22 protein-coding genes are annotated in these 19,325 nt (G+C 32.2%); 4 read left to right on the top strand and 18 right to left on the bottom strand.

Features of this window, described 5'->3' with window-relative positions; all coding sequences use genetic code 11:
- Window positions 1-10: 10 nt before the first annotated feature.
- Entirely contained in the window at window positions 11-151 is a 141-nt protein-coding gene (locus LQ686_RS14345; RefSeq protein ID WP_394882843.1) for an IS3 family transposase, read from the top strand.
- Here the strand turns inward: LQ686_RS14345 and LQ686_RS06755 are convergent.
- Window positions 148-510 (bottom strand): nucleoside hydrolase, encoded by a 363-nt coding sequence (locus LQ686_RS06755; protein ID WP_239733216.1) that lies wholly within the window; start codon window positions 508-510, stop codon window positions 148-150. The genes LQ686_RS14345 and LQ686_RS06755 overlap by 4 nt on opposite strands.
- 102 nt (window positions 511-612) lie before the next feature.
- Here LQ686_RS06755 and yeiL point away from each other — a divergent pair, with 102 nt between their 5' ends.
- Entirely contained in the window at window positions 613-1,275 is a 663-nt protein-coding gene (yeiL, locus tag LQ686_RS06750; RefSeq protein ID WP_239733215.1) for a transcriptional regulator YeiL, read from the top strand.
- Between the two features lie 104 nt (window positions 1,276-1,379).
- Here the strand turns inward: yeiL and LQ686_RS06745 are convergent, their stop codons facing one another.
- From LQ686_RS06745 to LQ686_RS06700, 10 genes are all read right to left on the bottom strand, one after another.
- Window positions 1,380-1,868 (bottom strand): type III toxin-antitoxin system ToxN/AbiQ family toxin, encoded by a 489-nt coding sequence (locus LQ686_RS06745; RefSeq protein ID WP_107590500.1) that lies wholly within the window; start codon window positions 1,866-1,868, stop codon window positions 1,380-1,382.
- A gap of 359 nt (window positions 1,869-2,227) precedes the next feature.
- The gene (locus LQ686_RS06740; protein WP_025904905.1) at window positions 2,228-2,563 is read right to left on the bottom strand and encodes a YuzB family protein; all 336 of its coding nucleotides are present in this window, start codon (window positions 2,561-2,563) and stop codon (window positions 2,228-2,230) included.
- A gap of 78 nt (window positions 2,564-2,641) precedes the next feature.
- Window positions 2,642-3,481, bottom strand: a complete 840-nt coding sequence (locus LQ686_RS06735; RefSeq protein WP_239733214.1) for a lipoate--protein ligase family protein — start codon at window positions 3,479-3,481, stop codon at window positions 2,642-2,644.
- Between the two features lie 2 nt (window positions 3,482-3,483).
- Window positions 3,484-4,470, bottom strand: coding sequence for a phosphate acetyltransferase (pta, locus tag LQ686_RS06730; RefSeq protein WP_037589953.1), 987 nt, complete (start codon window positions 4,468-4,470; stop codon window positions 3,484-3,486).
- A 113-nt stretch (window positions 4,471-4,583) separates the two neighbouring features.
- Window positions 4,584-5,240 (bottom strand): hypothetical protein, encoded by a 657-nt coding sequence (locus tag LQ686_RS06725; protein WP_119475451.1) that lies wholly within the window; start codon window positions 5,238-5,240, stop codon window positions 4,584-4,586.
- A gap of 95 nt (window positions 5,241-5,335) precedes the next feature.
- Window positions 5,336-7,138 (bottom strand): purple acid phosphatase family protein, encoded by a 1,803-nt coding sequence (locus tag LQ686_RS06720; protein WP_107590498.1) that lies wholly within the window; start codon window positions 7,136-7,138, stop codon window positions 5,336-5,338.
- Between the two features lie 180 nt (window positions 7,139-7,318).
- Window positions 7,319-8,227, bottom strand: a complete 909-nt coding sequence (locus LQ686_RS06715; protein WP_107573123.1) for an ABC transporter substrate-binding protein — start codon at window positions 8,225-8,227, stop codon at window positions 7,319-7,321.
- Between the two features lie 21 nt (window positions 8,228-8,248).
- Complete coding sequence (locus LQ686_RS06710) at window positions 8,249-9,055, bottom strand: MetQ/NlpA family ABC transporter substrate-binding protein (RefSeq protein ID WP_037589949.1); 807 nt, start codon at window positions 9,053-9,055, stop codon at window positions 8,249-8,251.
- A 7-nt stretch (window positions 9,056-9,062) separates the two neighbouring features.
- Window positions 9,063-9,734, bottom strand: a complete 672-nt coding sequence (gene emtB, locus LQ686_RS06705; RefSeq protein ID WP_103361272.1) for a metal ABC transporter permease EmtB — start codon at window positions 9,732-9,734, stop codon at window positions 9,063-9,065.
- Entirely contained in the window at window positions 9,731-10,453 is a 723-nt protein-coding gene (locus LQ686_RS06700; protein WP_107565241.1) for a methionine ABC transporter ATP-binding protein, read from the bottom strand. Before LQ686_RS06700 ends, emtB begins: the two co-directional genes overlap by 4 nt.
- A gap of 196 nt (window positions 10,454-10,649) precedes the next feature.
- Between LQ686_RS06700 and hemQ the strand changes: the two genes are divergently transcribed.
- Window positions 10,650-11,402 carry a hydrogen peroxide-dependent heme synthase gene (gene hemQ / locus LQ686_RS06695; protein ID WP_107565240.1) on the top strand — a complete coding sequence of 251 codons (753 nt, stop codon included), beginning with the start codon at window positions 10,650-10,652 and terminating at the stop codon, window positions 11,400-11,402.
- Window positions 11,403-11,563: 161 nt separating this feature from the next.
- Here hemQ and gltS read toward each other — a convergent pair whose 3' ends face one another.
- The 5 genes from gltS to LQ686_RS06670 form a co-directional block, all read right to left on the bottom strand.
- On the bottom strand, window positions 11,564-12,772 hold the full coding sequence (gene gltS, locus LQ686_RS06690; protein ID WP_107565239.1) for a sodium/glutamate symporter: 1,209 nt from the start codon (window positions 12,770-12,772) through the stop codon (window positions 11,564-11,566).
- 213 nt (window positions 12,773-12,985) lie between these two features.
- On the bottom strand, window positions 12,986-14,464 hold the full coding sequence (locus LQ686_RS06685; protein WP_107573121.1) for an APC family permease: 1,479 nt from the start codon (window positions 14,462-14,464) through the stop codon (window positions 12,986-12,988).
- 50 nt (window positions 14,465-14,514) lie between these two features.
- Window positions 14,515-14,877 (bottom strand): DUF423 domain-containing protein, encoded by a 363-nt coding sequence (locus tag LQ686_RS06680; RefSeq protein ID WP_025904893.1) that lies wholly within the window; start codon window positions 14,875-14,877, stop codon window positions 14,515-14,517.
- 20 nt (window positions 14,878-14,897) lie between these two features.
- Window positions 14,898-15,233, bottom strand: a complete 336-nt coding sequence (locus LQ686_RS06675) for a DUF5327 family protein (RefSeq protein WP_107565237.1) — start codon at window positions 15,231-15,233, stop codon at window positions 14,898-14,900.
- Entirely contained in the window at window positions 15,233-15,889 is a 657-nt protein-coding gene (locus LQ686_RS06670) for a uracil-DNA glycosylase (RefSeq protein ID WP_107565236.1), read from the bottom strand. The genes LQ686_RS06675 and LQ686_RS06670 overlap by 1 nt, the downstream gene beginning before the upstream one ends.
- Window positions 15,890-16,003: 114 nt before the next feature.
- Between LQ686_RS06670 and thiD the strand changes: the two genes are divergently transcribed.
- Complete coding sequence (thiD, locus tag LQ686_RS06665; protein WP_025904890.1) at window positions 16,004-16,834, top strand: bifunctional hydroxymethylpyrimidine kinase/phosphomethylpyrimidine kinase; 831 nt, start codon at window positions 16,004-16,006, stop codon at window positions 16,832-16,834.
- A 619-nt stretch (window positions 16,835-17,453) separates the two neighbouring features.
- Here the strand turns inward: thiD and LQ686_RS06660 are convergent.
- A complete protein-coding gene (locus LQ686_RS06660) occupies window positions 17,454-18,104 on the bottom strand; it encodes an ABC-2 transporter permease (protein WP_107596549.1) in 651 nt (216 codons plus the stop codon).
- Window position 18,105: 1 nt separating this feature from the next.
- A complete protein-coding gene (locus tag LQ686_RS06655; protein WP_232151886.1) occupies window positions 18,106-18,945 on the bottom strand; it encodes an ABC transporter ATP-binding protein in 840 nt (279 codons plus the stop codon).
- Between the last annotated feature and the right edge of the window lie 380 nt (window positions 18,946-19,325).

The following is a 19,325-nucleotide window of genomic DNA, read 5'->3' as shown; positions in this document are numbered from 1 at the left end:
GACAGAATTCATAAATACTACAAGATTCTATACGATAGAACAATTAGAAATTGAATTAAAAATGTATATAAACTGGTATAACAATGAAAGATTACATGCAGGATTAAATTATCAAACACCAACCTCTTATAAACTTATGAATTCTGTCTAAGTTTTTGTTGACATACCATTTAATAACGTTTCAATGATAAATTGTACCGCTCTTTTATCTTCGGGTTCTCTATTTAACGCATCAAATACAGGACCATCCATGCCTGTTTCTCCATGGACATTGTCAGCAACTACACGTTCTCTCACTAAAGGTTCAGATGCCCCACTATATATTTTAACGTCCATATTCAAGTGCTGTGCGACACTCAAACCATTCTTAACAGTTTTCTCAAGCGTTTGATTTCCTGAAACAATTGTTATACCCAGTAAATCAATATTAGGATGAATGTATGCCATTAACATCGTTATTGCATCATCATGACCAGGGTCGCAATCTAAAATTATTTTTTGTTTTTCCATTATAATTCCTCTCCTCTTTGTAAGCCTTTTCTTTATTCTTGTATTATACTTCTGCAAAGATTAAAGTAAGTATGAGAAATATCATATAAGAGGTGTGAAATATTGAGAGAAATTTATAATGACAAACTTAAACAAGATTTAATAGACCAATTCAATTATCTCGATCTCTTTGGATTTGATGTGCAACAACACATAAAACTCTTTTTCATATCTCAAAAAGATCATATTATTCAAGACACTCAAAAACCCGAATATTTATTTTATCTTGTTAAAGGAAAGACAAAATTATACGAATACATGGAAAATGGCCAAGTTTCTTTAATCGATTTTTTTGCGCCTTCTTCTTTTATAGGAGAAATGGAATTGATAGATGAACACGTTGCACCACTTAATGTCCAAGCAATTGAAGATTGTTGGTGTTTAGCAGTACCACTTAATGAACTTAAAGACACTTTATTAACGGATCCCGTATTATTAAAGAATTTATTATCTTATATCGCACATAAGAATATGAAAAACATTCGAACTTCAACACGAAATCAATCATATCCATTATCTAAAAGACTCGCTTCTTTTATTTTAGTTACAGAACAAAATGGCAAATATGAAGAAAAACATACACAAGTCGCACAATACTTAGGTGTATCTTATCGACATTTATTATTTGTTATCGCAGATTTTGTACAAAAAGGATATTTAGCAAAAGAGAACAATAGCTATAACATCTTAAATATGGATGAATTAAAAAAATTAGCAAACATATAATATGATATAAATATTTGGATAGTAGAGGGAATTACAAATCGATATCTAATTTTGATTGTTTCACTTATTTCTAAAAGTCTACTATCACTTATTGTATGAGTGTTTTATTTTTGTTGTTCATATTCCAAACATGCCTTTTCCAATAATTTAAAGTCACAACAAAATTCTCTTAACCCTGAATGGTTATTAGTAGAATTATTTATAAGATCATAAAGCTTTTTAGATTTTCTTTTTATTTTATCTTGCATCTTCCTGATTTCAGTTTGTTGATTGGCTAATAACATTTCGTATTGGCTACCATACTTAGAAATATCTAATTCTTCAAACTCACTACGAGGAACAGGTATCATATTATTATGATTTAAAACCCCCAACTTACCATTATCTAATTTTGTTAATGTTCTATTTTCTTTTATTAATCTATGTTTATCTTTAGGCGATGATAATGGAACAAAATAGTTATAGTTTTTTATTGTAAATACTACTCCAACATATGGCATAGTATTTTTCTCATGATTATATAGAACTTTATTATCTACAGTACTTAAATATTTAACATACGCCTTATTTAATTTGAACAATCTTAATGTCATGATGTTCGTCCTTTCTATGGATGATTATGATTAAATAGCAAAAAAGAGTAGCCCCATTAGGACTACTCTTCTATCTTTTTTAGTCTTCAACTTAACGGCTTGAACTCTCCTCTTTTTTCACCTTCAATTTAACGGCTTGAAATCTCCTCTTTTTCATTTCCAACTTAACGGTATGGACTCTCCTCTTTTACAAACCAATTATACAATATTTCCCAATTTTATGTCAATAACGATAAAATTCCTTACAACAAAAATTTTTAAGTGGTTAATAGGTTTAAAAAAATTAGCAAACATATAATATGATAAAAAAAAGCCCCCACTACATGTTGTAGTGAGGGGATTTATAGCTAATATTTATATTATGACTGTGTCTTTTTCAACTTCTTATTTAACTTCTCGTCTAATTCTTTTTGTCGACGTTTTCGTTCTTCATTTCTAAGTCGCAATCTTTCTTCTTCTTCTGGATCGCGTTTCTTTTGAAGTTGTTTTTGGATTTTTTCCATTAGTTCGTCTTCTGTTAAAGCGGCACATGGGCGGTTATTTACGAATGCGAATGTCTTTCTTCTACCTGGTCCACAATATGATTGGCATGCTACTTCTATTTCAGCTTCTGGGTCTAATTTTTTAATTTTTTTCAAAAGTGATGGCAAGTTAACTGCTTGGCAATCATCGCAGACTTGAAATTTATTTCGCATTTGTTTCCCCACCTTTCTTAATTGTTAATTTTGCAATAAATTATTATACCACCTTAACAGTTGTTTGAGAATGTCATTTTATCGTTTTTTCATATTTCGAATCATTTTATCATTGCGTTCAATCATTCTTTCGAAATATTTATCGTACAATGTCCATTCTTCTGTTGTGACAGGATCCATATTCAAAGTTGCACCTAAATTTTTCAAACTTCCTAACAGTTTAAATAATATGTCGTTAGTTGTATATTCAGTGCCTAATAATTCGTTCAATGAAGCCATGCTTTCAGATATGATAGTCGGATAAATGAATTTTGTCTTTTCGTTTTTCAGTGCATGTTCATAGAATGCTTTCATCATTTCGGCACGTTCAGCGCCTGATCCTTCCACACATAAATAGATTTGAACTGCTATACCACCTCTAACTCTTCGTTGTGATATACCAGCAAATTTTTGATTATGAATACTTAAATCATAACTACCAGGGCAGTATGACGCGGTAATTTCTTTATTCTCAATTTCATTAGTATCTTCTTTAAACATTTCACGAATAAGACGTAACATCACTTCATATCCTGTATCAATGGATACATCATGCTTACCTTTAAAGATTAAAGATATATTAAGCACACCTTTATCTAGCACAACACCTAATCCGCCAGAATTTCTAACGATTGCACTATAACCTCTAACATCATTTAAATATGCAATACCATCTTTTAAATAAGGTAATCTAGAATCGTGTATGCCTAATATCACGACGTGATTGTGTATCCATGTCCTAACAACACTTGGACTTTTATCATTTCCTACTTGATCACAAAATGTATCATCGAAACTAAAGGACTGCATTGGCTGCAGTCCTGAAGTGTGGTCAATGTATCGCCATTCTTGTGTAAAATAATCTTGCAAATTTGCCATGATTATAATGTTTGAGCAGCTGTAATGATTGAAAGACTATATACGTCTTCAGCTGAACAGCCACGAGATAAATCGTTAACAGGTGCGTTTAAGCCTTGTAATACAGGACCAACTGCATCAAATCCACCTAAACGTTGTGCAATTTTGTATCCAATGTTACCCGCTTCTAAGCTAGGGAAGATAAATACATTTGCATCACCTTGAATTTCAGAATTTGGTGCTTTCTTAGCAGCAACTTCTGGTACGATTGCTGCATCAAATTGGAATTCACCATCTAATACAACATCTTTTAAATCTGTTTCTTTTAAGTTCTCTTGAGCAATAGAAACTGCTTCAGATACTTTTTCAGTATCAGGTGATTTAGCTGAACCTTTAGTTGAGAAGCTTAACATTGCTACTCTTGGAGACATACCAAATGCTTGAGCAGTCTTAGCACTTTCGATTGCAATTTCAGCTAAGTCTTGTGCATTAAGTTCTGGGTTAATTGCACAATCACCGAATACATATTGTTCTTCACCTTTAGTCATGAAGAATACGCCAGATGTTTTTGTAACGCCTGGTTTTGTTTTGATAATTTGTAATGCTGGACGTACTGTGTCTGCAGTTGAGTGTGCTGCACCACTTACTAATCCGTCAGCTTGATTAGTGTAAACTAACATCGTACCGAAGTAGTTAACGTTATTTAACAATTCTTCAGCTTGTTCTTGAGTTGCTTTACCTTTACGACGTTCAACAAATTTTTCTACTAAATCTGCTTTTAGTTCACTTGTTTCTGGGTTGATGATTGTTAGACCATCGATTGATAAGTCTGCACCAGCTGCAGTTTCTTTAATTTTTTCTTCATTACCAAGTACGATTGGTGCAACCAAATCTGTAGCTTGTAATTTAACTGCTGCTGTTAATACGCGCGCATCTTCACCTTCCGGTAATACGATACGTACATTTTTACCTGATAGTTTATCGCTTAGAACATTAAGTAAATTAGACATAATTGCCTCCTATATATGATTGCTATTATTTTTCCATTCACAATTATAACATTTTTTCATAAATTTTCACGTATCTAAACTGTGAATTTATAATGGATATTTTTAAAATATTATCATTTATATTCTGAAAGCAACATTTTCCATTTTTTATTTAAAATTTTATCCTTTGAAACTATGAATTTTTCGTTTGGTTTTAAGTTTGGATCTTTACCGTTGTAATCTTTAGTTGCAAATCCAGTTGATAGTGATGGTTCACTATTCGGCTTGAATTGATATTCGTATACTTTACCGTTATCTGCAAACAAATATTTCGTAATCGGTTGATCCATTTTAGCGACACTACTGTATCCTTGAATATTAGTTAGATCTTGTGCACGTTCATCATAACCACCTTGAGTATGCTGTCCTTGATACATCGTTAATCCGACAACATTATGGATCTTAAAATGTTTCCACCCTGGTTTATTATGATCTGTTATTTGTATTTCACCATCATCAGTAATCGCATAGCCATCACCTTCCATTTGTTCGTTTCGACTAAAATAACGATTAGTTACTGCTTTATGCTGATCTTGGCCATATTCGTCAGCAATTTTTAGTAACTCTTGTTTCAATGCATCTTTGTCTTGCTCTGAAAGTTGAATATGTCTAGTTGCTGCATGTTTCGTTTCACTATGCTGCTTTGTCTCTTCTTGCGAACCATTTTGACAACCACTTAATATCAATATCATCACTACTGCCATACTTAAATAATTGAATACACGTCGCAAAGTAACCCCTCCTTCTATTAACAAATAGGCGCCTCCATATCATCATATTTGAAGGAGACGCCTTTTGGATATTTGTTTAACTTTGAAATCTATGATTAGTCTTTTTTAATACCGAATTCATCAACTAATTTAACTGTTCTTTGTTCACCTTTACTAATATCGCCATGTAATTGATAAATTTTAACGACTAATTTACCTTCAGATACATCATAAACTGAGAAGTTCTGATCAGATGAATCTCGATTATTTTCATGACTATCATTAAAAGCATCTGTCTTATGAGGTTGCTCGCCTATCGCAAACAAACTATTATAATGATCTAATTCTTCTTGCGTTAAATCTTCTAGTTCTGGTCTAACTTTCTTAATGTGTTCTAAAGGACGGTCATATATACTGTCATACGCTTTTGTACCACCTGTATTAGGCAGTACGTAAACTGAACCTTCCGGATTGTCATAATAAGTGATGTTATCTTGCCCTCTAATTTGTTTGGCATCTTCTTTCTTAGCATTTACAAAGCTATTTTTAGTCGATGTATGTTCTAGTGGTTTCGTACGCGAAAGCACATGGTCATGACCTTGTAATACTAAATCCACATCTAAATCATCAATTTGTTGAGTGAGTTCGTCACGTATTTTTGCAACATCTTCATCTGATAGTGCATGATACGATTTAGAATACATTGGTTTATGCAGATTTAAGATAACCCATTTAGAGCCATTCTTTCTTGCATCTTTAATATCTTGCTTAATCCATTCCATTTGTTCTTTGCCAATTGCTTTTTCTTCAGGATTATCTTTAGATTTCTTATTATCATTTGTATTAGCGACAACCATATGTGCACCATTATAATCAAACGAATAATAAGAACCACCATTTACCGCATTGTTTTCTTTAGGCACATTGACATGTTCGTTATATTTTGTCAGTAATTTTTCATCATCTTCACTTAACGCATATTCGTCATGGTTACCTGGTGCAGAAGCTACAGGTAGTGACATAAATGATGGACGTGATTGATCATATAAATCTAACCACTCATCTTCAATTTCTGCAGTTTCTACAAAGTCTCCTGTGTGTAATGCGAAGTTTGGATCGCCTGCTGTTTGAATAGCATTGCTTAACGTATCTGCTCCAAATTGCGCTTCATTTCTTACGTGTTCATTCCAATAAGCATTTTGTGTATCTGTATACTGAACGAATTGGAAAGGATCGCCGTTGTTGCCAGAAGTCTTGAATTGTCCAACTTCACTTTGAGGACCACTTGCACTACCTACGCGATAATAATATGTAGTATTCGGCTTTAATCCCGTTGCTTTCGCTTTATAATTATATTCAGGAACTGTCATTAGCTCAGACTTCCCATGTTTATCACCGCGCGTCCATTCAGCACCTTGTGCATGTTCATCTGTATAATATCCATTTATTTTTTCTTTACCTTGTGCATCTTTAACAGGTTCACCTTCGTCATCTTTTTCTACATCCGCAAAGATGAAATTGCCGTTCTTATCTCGTTCAACATATTTAGAATCTACTTGTTTAGAAGTTGCATCAAATGCTTGTGTATCATCATCAAATTGACCCGACTCTGACACCCAAACTTTAGCATCATTAAATTGATCTGTCGTATACCAATTAAAAGCCATTTCTGTTTTCGTATCACCATTAAAATTCGTAATAATACGATTCGGCTGATTTTTCTTAGGTACAGGCGCTACCTCCGGCTTCTGAGACATCACTTTAATATCCGAATGAGCTTGTTGATTCATAAAAGACGAATCAGATCCTGAACCACCAGCACCACTCGCCTCAACCGTACCAGTAGTAGAAATCCCTAATAATAACATCATACATGCCGTACCACTAATGAATCTCTTTGCTATTGACTGATTATACATGTACACTTCCTCCTAATTAACCCTATAGTGATTTAAAAAGCAATCTATTAAGAAGTGTATCAATCATATTTTAACCCTATGTAAAGATAGTATGAGTATTGTATGAATGTAATATGAAGAGAGCTAGAATAATGAAATAAAAAAAGAAGCTCAACTCGAGCTTCTTTTTTGTATATTACTTTATTTTTTTAATAGTTCTTTTTTAAATGTTTCTGCTTGTTTCTCTACTGAGATTAAATCTCCGTATAATGCTTCATTACTTGTGTAGTAAATGACGTTATTGTTTTTCACTGCTTTATTATTTTTCCATATAGTTGAATTTGTAAATTCATTATTTGGTTTTTTACCGTCTTTTGTTGGTATAAATAAGTAGTCTCCTGAATAATCGTTAAATTTTTCTTGAGGTACTTTCATGAATTTTTCTTTTGGCATTGCTTTTTTAGCTTCTGGATCTTCTTTTAATTTGAAACCATCGAATAGTGCGTCACTACCTCTACCGAATCTTGCGCCGAACTGATAAATATCTTTAGCTTGTACGTCCATAATTGAAGCTGTTTTATCTGCACCGATATGTTTTTTAATTTCTTTACCGTCCTTTAAAAGTTTACCTGATAGTTCATCTGCTTGTTTTTTAGCTTTTTCTTCTTTGTTCACTAATTTACCGTATTCGATATGTGTTTGCTTATAATCTGTGTCTTGTACTTTTAGTGATACAGTTGGTGCTATTTTTGAAAGTTTATTATTATTTTTATTTTCTTTATACGTTACGATTAAATCTGGTTTAAGCTTCGCTGCCGCTTCAACATCTTCTGGATCTATTTTCTTAACATCTTTCATATCTAAATATTTAGAATCTGGGAATACACTTGTGATCGCTACTGGTTCTACACCTAATTTTTTCAAGTTACCATAGTTAGCTGTCAGTAATAGAATACGCTTTGGATTTTTAGGAATTTTTACTTTATCGCCGCCTTCAGTCGTAAATGTGCGCTCTTTACTGTCACTTTTACTACTTGATGCTTCGTTCTTATTACCACATGCTGCTAACAATAACGCTAAACACAATACAAAACTTAATAATTTTTTCATTTCTACACCTCTTATTTTATTTTAAAACGATGGAATTAACGTATCTTCATGTTTTTCTTTTAGATATTTTTTAACTGCATCACTTTTCATAACTTTATGTAATTCTTTAATTTTTTCTGAGTCTTTATTATCTTCTCTTGCAACGAGTTGAATTGAGAATCGTGAATCAATGTTTTTTTCTAAGAACAATGCGTCAGCAGGTTTTAAGCCAATTTTAGAAATATAAGTTGGATAGTTATAAACAAGTGATACATCTTTTTCACTATAAGTTTCTGCTAAGTTCAGTAAGTCTACTTTCAACCATTTGAAATCTTTAGGGTTTTCGACGATATCTTTCGTAGTGCCATTTACACCAACGCCGTCTTTCAATTTAATAAGACCTTGTTCTTCAAGAATCGCTAACGCTCTACCTTCATTTGAAATATCATTTGGTATTGCTACTTTTGTACCTTTTGGAATGTCATTGATATCTTTATATTTTTTAGAATAAAAACCAACTTTTGCATCATAAATCGGTTGGATTGCGACTAAATTTGCTTTACGTTCTGAGTTGTATTTTTCCATAAATGGTTTATGTTGCGCGAAACTTGCATCTGCTTCTTTACTACTTACCATATCGTTATAAGCAACGTTGTCATTCACTTGGACAAGTTTAATTTCCCAGCCGTCCTTTTTAGCTTCTTTTGCTGCTTGTTTAACAACGTCTGTCATTGGTGGTGCTTGAGAAGCTACTTTAATAACTTTGTCTTCGTTATCTTTTTTATTCGCGCCACAGCCTGCGATGATAATGCTTAACATTAATAACATAACAAATAAACTTTTTTTCATTTCTACACTACTTTCTTTTATCTATTTTTTGAGCTATAAAGTTTCCTAACATTTGTATGATAAATACACTGATAATGATGATGATGATTGAGAAATACATGATTTCATTTTCATAACTTTGGTAACCGTATCTGATTGCGAAATCACCTATTCCACCACCGCCAACAATACCCATGACTGTTGAATAAGACACCATGCTTACTGTCGTCGTTGTATATGCCAATATAATGCCGCTACGTGATTCAACTAATATGAAATTCCATATATATTTATATATTGAGGCACCTAGAGATTCTGCTAAGACTTTAATATCACCAGGAATATCTAATAATACTTGCTCAACCAACCTTGAAAATATCGCAATACCTACAATACTTAAAGGGATAATCGATGGGTATGGACCAAACGCACTCCCTAAAATCATGCGTGTAAGTGGGATTAAACTGATTACAAATAGTAAGTACGGGAATGAACGTATAAATGTAATTAAGAAATTAAATGACCAATAATAATTGATATTTAACGCTTTAATACTTGGGTTTGATAAAAATAATGCGATGCCTAGAGGTAGTCCAACTAGCAAAGTGATAAGCATGGAATAACCTAACATGATGCACGTTTCTTGTAAGGACTGAATCAATTCTGGTAAGTAGTAATTTATCTTCTCTAAAAATGTCATTCTTCTAAACTCTGCCTAACATTCTCTAAATAAGAATTCGTATTTCTTTCTACACTTACTACTTTATTATCCATAACCTCTAACAATTGACCGTCCTCCATAACACATACTTCTTCACATAATTGTTTAACAACACTTAATTCATGCGTCACAAAAATAATCGTAATGTTGTATGCTTTATTCACTTTCTTCAACATCTTAATGATGATTTCTGTGTTATGTTCATCTAAACTACTTGTCGCCTCATCACACAATAAAATATCCGGATTTCGTACGAGTGCTCTTGCTAATGCAACACGTTGTTTCTCACCACCGGATAATTGTGCTGGATAATAATCCTTTTTATCATTTAACCCTACAAACCCTATTAATTCATCTACTTTTGCATTATCTTGCTGATTAATAATTTTTAAAGGCAAAGCGATATTTTGCTCAACATTAAGATTATTCAACAAATTATAATTTTGAAATACCATGCCTATTTTTTCTTTATACTTCCTTACAACACGCTTTGATAATGCTTCTGTATCTTTCCCGTCAAAAACAATGCGCCCTTCTGTTGGTTGTTCTATTAAATTCAGTAATCTCAGTAACGTCGACTTTCCCGAACCACTTTTGCCGACAATACCTGTAACAGATCCTGGTTCTATCGTTAAAGAAAAATCTTTTATAGCAAAATTGTCATTATATTTTTTTGAAACATTTTCTAATTTATACAACTTTATACTCCTGTAAAATTATTTTAAAAAGGGAATCTATTTTCATTATCTAATAATTGAAATCGATAATCAATATCAATTGATACATTTAAGTATTCTTTCTTTCACAACAATGTAAAAAGTTGAGTCCTTTCAACCTTATCTAGTATGATAGACTTGTAATGAAGATATCTTTTCTAAAAGGAGCGAAAGTAAAATGAACGAAGCAGCAAAAACATTAGATGGTTGGTACAGCTTACATTTATTTTATGCAATTGATTGGGCAAGCTTAAAAACTGTACCTGAAGAAGATCGAAACACAATGATCAGCGAATTCAAGACTTTCCTTGAAGCGTTGGAAACAGTTCATAATAGTAAAGAAGGTTCTCATGCTTTCTATAACATAACAGGCCAAAAAGCAGACTTAATGTTATGGTTCTTAAGACCAGACGTTAAACAATTAAACGCCTTAGAAAATGAATTTAACAAGTTAGATATTAGCGACTTCTTAATTCCAACATATTCATACGTATCAATCGTAGAACTTTCAAACTATCTTGCAGGTGACTCTAACGAAGATCCATACGAAAACCCACATGTTAAAGCAAGATTATATCCAGAAGTACCACGTTCAGAGTACGTATGTTTCTACCCAATGGATAAAAGACGTGACGGCGAAGACAACTGGTATATGTTAGATATGGATCATAGACGTAGCCTAATGCGCTCACACGGTTTAATCGGACGTAGTTATGCAGGTAAAGTAAAACAATTTATTACAGGTTCAGTAGGACTAGACGATTACGAATGGGGCGTAACATTATTCAGTGATGACATGTTACAATTCAAGAAATTAATCTATGAAATGCGTTTCGACGAAGTATCAGCAAGATATGGTGACTTCGGAGCATTCTATGTAGGTAATATATTAAATATTGATGAATTAGATACATTCTTTAAATTGAAATAATATAGAAAGAGCCTGGAACTGAGTAAAGTTCCAGGCTCTTCATATTTTGAGTGCTAATGATGTTGATTTACAGGCCGATATTTTTATTTATCGGTCCAGAATATTAATTAAGGCTGGGACATAATACAATATCCCAGCCTCTATCTCATTGCCAACTATATTTAACTAAATATATTGATGAATAATGTAACAATTGGTACGCCTAGTAAATCTATTAGGAAGGCTCCAACTACTGGGACTACTAAATATGCTTTTGGTGATGCACCGAATTTTTTAGTTATAACATCTAAGTTAGCCATGGCATTTGGTGTTGCGCCAAGTCCATGTCCGATAAATCCGCCTATCATAACTGCTGCATCATAATTTTTACCCAGTCCTCTAAACACGACAAATACTGAGAATAGTACGATAAATACAATTTGTACTAATACAATAATTGTTAACGGCAGCGCCAATTGATAAATTTCTGTTAATTTAATACTCATTAACGCAATTGATAAGAATAAACTTAATGAAACATCACTCACTTGGTTAGTAATTTTCATATCAATAATGTTTAAGTTTCCGTAATCAGAAATATTTCTTATGATCACTGCTACAAACATTGCCCCAACATAAACCGGAATATTTATTCCTGTTAAATTCGTAAATCCATCTCCAATATATGTACCAATCGCCATACATACTGCAATAATTGTAAATTGAACAATAAATACTGTTGTAGGGTTCATTCTACTATGTAAGTTCTCGTTATATCCCACTTCACTAAAATCAATACCTGTATCTTTAGCATCTCCTGGTTTCAAATCAAACTTTTTAATTAAATATCGAACCACAGGACCACCTATTAATCCACCTGCAACAAGTCCTAATGTCGCTGCTGCAAGTGCCGCTGTTAGCGCAGAGTCTACACCTAATGATTCTAATGTCTTACCGTATGCCGCTGCATTACCATGACCACCTTCCATGGACATTGATCCTGCAGTTAAGCCAAGTAGTGGTGGTATATTTAACACTTTAGATAATGAAACACCGATTACATTTTGACAAAATGCTAAAATTCCGCAAAAAATAAAATATAAAATTAGTACTTTTCCACCAAGTTTTAATAATTTTAATGAAGCACCTAAACCTATTGTTGTAAAGAATGCCAACATAAAGAAGTCCTGTAGAAAATCAGAATCTAATTTAATTGTAATGACATTTAATGATTGTAAAATAGCAACTACAATAGCAAATAACAAGCCACCAATTACTGGCGCAGGAATACATAAACGTCTCAATATAGAAACTTTATTTACAATACCCTCACCTAATAAAAGTAAGACACATGCTATAGCTAAAGTTGTGACAGCATCAAACTGTAACATCATCGTTCCCCCTAAAACCTTATATTTTTATATAGAAATCGTTTTCAAACACTGATGAACATTATACTTATCTTGAGTAAAGAATGCCACCTTCTATAAATACGAAATAAAATAAATTCACAAAAAGATTATTATACAAATTTCTTTAATTGCAAAATAACAACAACTAAAAAACCAGACTAGCGTCTCTCGCTAGTTTGGTTTACTATTTATTTATTTTTTCACTTCTGTTTTGGCTTCTAAGTCTATCATTTCTTCTTTTGTCTTATCTAATACTAAATAGTTTAGTTCATCGTTCGTCATTTTCTTAAGTGATGGGTATCTTATCATAAAGAATACAATACCAAGCACTAACCAAATGAACAAAGCGATATAAGAAGGTAATGATAAACTTGCTGGTGATCCTGGGACAAGTAATAAGCCTAAGAATATACCAGCGATAATTGCACCGATAATCGCAAATGTTTTGTATTTTGGATGATACATCATGCTTCGTTTATCGTATGAAAATAGTTTGAATGCTGATAAACATGTTATGAAATAAGCGATTGAAACACCTGTTGATGACATATCTACAATCCATGTTAATGCTGTTCTACCTAACCATGGTGCAGCGAGTGCCAATACTAAAATAAATATAATACTAATATACGGTGTATTATATTTTGGGTGTAACTTTTTAAAGACGCTTGGCATAACAGATGCTCTACCCATAGAGAATAACAATCTACTTGAACTCATAAAGAATCCGTTCAATCCTGTGAATATCCCCATCAATATTGCGACGATTAATACGGCTAAACCAACAAACGAGAAGGCTTCTTGAACGACTGAACCTGTCACCCATAAATCTCCACCTACAGATGATGCATCTTTAAACAACCAACTTGTTAAAAGTATCATCATCACATAAGTAAGCGCTGATGCGATCAAACTAAATACGATTAACTTGAACGTCTTACTTGGTGAAAAGTTAAATTCTTCTGCCGTTTGCGGAATATTATCAAAGCCTACATATGCCCATGGTGCAACTGCCAGAATTACAACGATTGAGGCAAGCCATCCCATGTCATTATTGACAACAGGCTTAAGATTTGAGAATGAAAAATCATGCGTGAAAAATGATCCTGCAAATAAAAGTATAACAACAACTGCTAATACCACACAGAATATATATTGCAGACTTCCTGAAAAACTAGAACCTTTTATACTTATCCAAGCAAATATTAACAATATAAGTGAAGATAGTATAATTTCAGTTATGTACACATCCCAACCTGCTACTGTATATAATTTACCTTGTTCTAAAAATCCCGGCATAATAAATTTAAAAAGCAAACTAAATGCAGAGGCGTTTAAAGCAACGATACAAATATATCCAAAAGTTAAAAACCATGATGAGAAGAATGATACATATTTACCGAATCCTAAGTATCCGAATGCAAAAGCACCACCTGATACTGGGAACTTTTCAACTAATGCACCGTAACTAACGGCAATAACAATCATCAATAATGCCCCGATAAATATACCGATTGAAGCGCCTAATGGTCCAGCCTGACTAATCCAGTCACCTGGTAGTATAAATGCACCCCAACCAATACTTGAGCCGTAAGCGATGGCCCATACAAATTTTTCTGATAAGTTCTGATCTAAATTTCCTCTTGATAAATCTTTCTTTTTCCTAGCCATACATGTTCCACCCTTATTTATAAATTTCGTGAAACGTAATTAACCTTTAATTAAATTTTCCAAACAGCAATTACGAGTAATAACCAACTTGCTATAAATAATACGCCGCCAATTGGTGTAATAGCGCCAAGTATTTTAATTTGAGTTACAGCAAGTATATATAATGAACCACTAAAGAATACTATGCCAAATGTCATCAACCATCCAGCTACGTTTAAACTGATAGATGTTGTGCCCGAAATGATACCAATTAAAATTAAACCGAGTGCATGATACATTTGGTATGTTGTTGCTTTACCCCATATATCTAAGTATTTAGCCGATAATTTATTTTCTAAACCATGTGCGCCAAATGCACCTGCTGCTACAGCGATCATTGCATTAATTGCACCTATTATAATAAATAATTTCATTTGTTATCTCCCTTTCTTATTTAAAAATCAAATATTGAATCTCCATTACCTATACCATCATCTGTTGTTAATTGATTTTCTGTTTTATTTACAGATGGTTCGTTACGTACTTTACCACCCATTTTTCTAATTTCTTCATCTGAAATTTGTGGTTTTGCTTTTGGTGTTGGTTTAGGTGTTGAAGAAATATTTTGTTCTACTTTAATATCGTGCGTTAAATCGTCTTCTTTATCTACCAATCCACTTAACGTATGAATGGCATGCATGTGGCGATTAAAGACTTCATTTGTTGAAGCATTGTCAGCAGCAACGAGTTCTTCTTCTATTGCAGCAATTAATTGTGATCTACTTATCATTAAATGTCACCTCCACACCAATTAATGGGTTCTTTACCACTCGCAATAAGATATTCATTCGTCTTACTAAATGATTTAGACCCAAAGAATCCTCTATAAGCCGATAATGGACTTGGATGTACAGATTGTATAATATGATGGCGTTCTGTATCAATAAGCTTGATCTTAGATTGTGCAGGTTTACCCCAAAGTATAAACACAACATCTTCTAATTCACTGGAAACATGTTTAATAATTTCATCCGTGAATATTTCCCAGCCAATATTTTTATGTGAATGTGCTTGATGTGCTTCTACTGTTAAGACGGTGTTTAAAAGTAATACACCTTCATTAGCCCAATCTTGCAAGTGAGGTGTCGTTCTCTTACAACCTATATCGTCTTCTAATTCTTTATAAATATTTCTTAATGAAGGTGGGAATTTTGCGTCTGGTTGTACTGAAAAAGCTAAGCCATGCGCTTGATTCGGACCATGATAAGGATCTTGCCCGAGAATAACCACTTTCACATGATCTAAAGGTGTTAAATCAAATGCTTGATAAATATTTTCTCTATCAGGATAAATCGTCTTACTTTTATATGCTTCTTCTAAAAATGACTCCATTTCAGAAAAATCATGTTCAGATTTTATTTTATGAAATATTTGTTGCCAATCCATATTATTCACCTCAATAAAAATGATAACATAGCACTCAAGAAAAGGTCATAACTATTTTTTACAATTAAAAAACGTGATATGATAAAATATATGAATTATTGGGAGGAATCATCAATGGCATTAAAAAAAGTCTTAACAATAGCAGGATCAGACACAAGTGCTGGAGCTGGAATGCAAGCAGATTTGAAGACATTCCAAGAGCATGACACATATGGAATGGTTGCATTAACAGCAGTCGTTACAATGGACCCACAAACATGGTCACATGACGTAACACCATTACCTCTTGATTTACTAGACAAACAATTAAACACAGCTATTTCAATCGGACCAGATGCAATTAAAACAGGTATGCTTGGTTCTGAAGAAATTATTAAACGTGCACGTCAAACATATGACGAAGCAGACGCTGAAATTTTCGTAGTTGACCCTGTAATGGTATGTAAAGGTGAAGACGAAGTACTTAACCCGGGAAATACTGATGCAATGATTAAAGAACTATTACCAAAAGCAACAGTCGTTACACCAAATTTATTTGAAGCAGGTCAACTATCAGGTTTAGGTAAACTAACTTCAATTGATGATATGAAAAAAGCAGCAGAAAAAATCCACGAACTTGGTGCACAATATGTTGTCATTAAAGGTGGAAAAGCTTTAGAATCAGATAAAGCTTATGACTTATATTATGACGGACAAAAGCATGTCCTATTATCAACAGATAAATTCCAATCAAGTTATAACCACGGTGCAGGTTGTACATTCGCAGCAGCAACAACAGCTAACTTAGCAAACGGCGAATCACCAGAAGATGCAATCATACATGCAAAAGCATTCGTAGCATCAGCTATTAAAAACGGTTGGAAAATGAACGACTTCGTAGGTCCAGTAGATCACGGCGCTTCAAACCGTATCGAAAAAATAGAAGTATATACTGAAGAAGTATAATAAAAAGCTGTACGCATGTGCATACAGCTTCATAATGTCGACAAGGTCTTAGACTTTGTTGGCATTTTTTTGTGGGGATGCTGGATTGGTGTTAGTTATGGAGGTATCGGGAGGATACAGCGAGCGTTGTGAACACTTCTGACCAAACTTGTTCATAACGGGGGCGTTAATTACAAAACTCGGCCGAAATGTTACTATGGACCGCCTTAGTTACAAAACTCGTAACAACTGTAAACATGGCACTCACTATTTGCACCTTCAACCAAAACTGCTTCTAAAAACACCAAACTATAAGTGTATAAATAATGAATACTAAAACAAAAAAGAAAAATGATTTTATCTTTTCAGATATTGGTATGAATATTAATAAATCTAGAGTTTATTAATAGCAATTTATTCGATTTTATACCACGCATTAACATTTTAAGATAAAAGTAATATATCATCTCCATGATCAAAATATTGACCATTTTTATCTTCAGCTAAGTAAAAATGATAGTTCCTTTTAGAATTTCGAGTTTTCAGATTCAGAATAACGTACATATCATTTTTTCAAAAAATCTATACCTGGTTTTAAATAAAATTATATAAAGTATTATCCTTCATAACAATCACCTTTCTAAAACTCTTTTTTTAAATATATAATTCTAGATACATAGTACGATACTAAATATATAATTATTCCTAAAAATATATAAATCATAGGTATTATAAAGTGTGTATCTTTAAGTATTAATGGGAATATTTTTTGAAATTGTTTAATTAATTCTTGAATAATAAAAACAAATAATAGCCCGATCATACCTCCGCCGATAACAATAGCATCTGATTTTTCTGGACCTAATAAGTACAAAAGTGGGAATACTAAACTACCTCCAAATAGTACAATAAATATCCCTAAACTTGCAGAATCTAAAAATTTTAAATTTTCCTCTTTTACAAAAAAATTGTCGTAAACAAAAAATATAAAAAATGATACAATAACTCCTATACTGGAATTAACAAAATAAAAAATATAATGACTAGTTACTATATTTTTTTTACTGACAGGTAGAGTTAAAACATATCTATCATATCCAGAACTATTTTCTTTCTTTATTATTTCTAAAGAAGGTAATGAAGTTAATAATAAAATAATCATTATAGCTATTGGTAATGATTTTTCTGATGAGAACCAAAGTAATACAAAAGCAACTAAACTAGCGATAAATATATAAGACAAGACACTTCTATGTACTAAGTAGTAGTTTGTAAGTAATAAACCTTTCATTTTACTCCCCCCCTGTTAGTAATAAAACCATTTCCTCTAAATCAATGGCTTTATACTCTATGTTTTTAGGTATATTAGATCTATCTGAAATTAGTATTTTTTTCTTATTGTTATGTAAAGTGGTTTGATAAATAATTATATTTTTCTCAACAATATTTGAATCTTCGACCTCTACAACTGCATAATTTTGCATAATATTCTCTTTACTATCTTTCAAAATTATTTTACCTTTTTTTAAAATAATTAAGTGTGTTGCTATCTTTTGAACATCCCCTAGTATATGAGAAGATAACAAAATAGCTCCATTGTTTATTTCATTATAGACTTGTAATTTTTCAAGAAGCTTATTTCTTGAGACAGGATCTAAACCTCCTGTTGCTTCATCTAATAGTAAAACTTTGGCATTATGAGCCATTGAGATTGAAACTGAGAGCTTCATAGACATTCCCCGTGATAAAGTGGATACTTTTTTATTTAAAGGTAAATCAAATTCTTTAAGTAAATCAAAATACTCATTTTGATTCCATTCACTGAATATTTCTTGAAAGACATTATTTAGTTGTTTAGCAGTCAAGTCTGATGGTAAATTAATAGCATCAAAGACTGTTCCTATTTTATTCTTTAAATTTATATTTAAATCTAAATCTTCGTTAAAAAACAAAACTAATCCTTCATCTTTTGAAATAAGGTTTAACAAAGTTTTAAATGTTGTAGATTTGCCAGCTCCATTTTCACCTATAAACCCTACAATTTCACCTTCATTAATTTCAAAATTCAAATTATCTAAAATTTTTTTATTATCTATACTTTTACTAAGATTTTCAACTTTTAGTAAGACCATCATTTTTCCTCTCTAACAAATAAAATTTGGCACAAATAGTTATTATTAACACAATCTTCACACAATTTCATATATTTGTAAACTATTTTAATATTAAAATAGTGTAAATATAATTATAATATTGACTAAAATAATTATAATTATAAATAAAACATCAATAATATCTCGGAGGGATTATTATGAAAAATATAATAAAAATTGATTGTGGTTTTACTGATTTTTATATATTTAATAATGAACAATGCACATTTAATTTATCTCATTATTTTGTATTTTTCTTCAATATGATGTTACTCTTTTTAACAAGAGTTCGTGCATATATGCACCAATCCCCTCACTATTATGAGTAGTGAGGTTTTATTTATGTTGGCTAGTCGCCT

The sequence above is a fragment of the Mammaliicoccus sp. J-M41 genome (genome assembly GCF_022385935.1).
GTDB lineage: Bacteria > Bacillota > Bacilli > Staphylococcales > Staphylococcaceae > Mammaliicoccus > Mammaliicoccus sciuri_A.
Note: the sequence above shows the minus strand (reverse complement) of the source record. Positions and strands in the feature narration are given on the sequence as shown.

What these genes read in the sequence shown, in the direction of transcription:
- LQ686_RS06745 (WP_107590500.1), bottom strand. Translation starts at nt 1,868, where the DNA reads ATGACATTAAGATTGTTCAAATTAAATAAGGCGTATGTTAAATATTTA.
- LQ686_RS06670 (WP_107565236.1), bottom strand. Translation starts at nt 15,889, where the DNA reads ATGGATTGGCAACAAATATTTCATAAAATAAAATCTGAACATGATTTT.
- LQ686_RS06685 (WP_107573121.1), bottom strand. Translation starts at nt 14,464, where the DNA reads ATGGCTAGGAAAAAGAAAGATTTATCAAGAGGAAATTTAGATCAGAAC.
- hemQ (WP_107565240.1), top strand. Translation starts at nt 10,650, where the DNA reads ATGAACGAAGCAGCAAAAACATTAGATGGTTGGTACAGCTTACATTTA.
- LQ686_RS06720 (WP_107590498.1), bottom strand. Translation starts at nt 7,138, where the DNA reads ATGTATAATCAGTCAATAGCAAAGAGATTCATTAGTGGTACGGCATGT.
- LQ686_RS06675 (WP_107565237.1), bottom strand. Translation starts at nt 15,233, where the DNA reads ATGATAAGTAGATCACAATTAATTGCTGCAATAGAAGAAGAACTCGTT.
- pta (WP_037589953.1), bottom strand. Translation starts at nt 4,470, where the DNA reads ATGTCTAATTTACTTAATGTTCTAAGCGATAAACTATCAGGTAAAAAT.
- LQ686_RS06735 (WP_239733214.1), bottom strand. Translation starts at nt 3,481, where the DNA reads ATGGCAAATTTGCAAGATTATTTTACACAAGAATGGCGATACATTGAC.
- LQ686_RS06740 (WP_025904905.1), bottom strand. Translation starts at nt 2,563, where the DNA reads ATGCGAAATAAATTTCAAGTCTGCGATGATTGCCAAGCAGTTAACTTG.
- LQ686_RS06660 (WP_107596549.1), bottom strand. Translation starts at nt 18,104, where the DNA reads ATGAAAGGTTTATTACTTACAAACTACTACTTAGTACATAGAAGTGTC.
- LQ686_RS06655 (WP_232151886.1), bottom strand. Translation starts at nt 18,945, where the DNA reads ATGGTCTTACTAAAAGTTGAAAATCTTAGTAAAAGTATAGATAATAAA.
- LQ686_RS06710 (WP_037589949.1), bottom strand. Translation starts at nt 9,055, where the DNA reads ATGAAAAAAAGTTTATTTGTTATGTTATTAATGTTAAGCATTATCATC.
- LQ686_RS06680 (WP_025904893.1), bottom strand. Translation starts at nt 14,877, where the DNA reads ATGAAATTATTTATTATAATAGGTGCAATTAATGCAATGATCGCTGTA.
- emtB (WP_103361272.1), bottom strand. Translation starts at nt 9,734, where the DNA reads ATGACATTTTTAGAGAAGATAAATTACTACTTACCAGAATTGATTCAG.
- LQ686_RS06755 (WP_239733216.1), bottom strand. Translation starts at nt 510, where the DNA reads ATGGAAAAACAAAAAATAATTTTAGATTGCGACCCTGGTCATGATGAT.
- LQ686_RS06715 (WP_107573123.1), bottom strand. Translation starts at nt 8,227, where the DNA reads ATGAAAAAATTATTAAGTTTTGTATTGTGTTTAGCGTTATTGTTAGCA.
- gltS (WP_107565239.1), bottom strand. Translation starts at nt 12,772, where the DNA reads ATGTTACAGTTTGATGCTGTCACAACTTTAGCTATAGCATGTGTCTTA.
- thiD (WP_025904890.1), top strand. Translation starts at nt 16,004, where the DNA reads ATGGCATTAAAAAAAGTCTTAACAATAGCAGGATCAGACACAAGTGCT.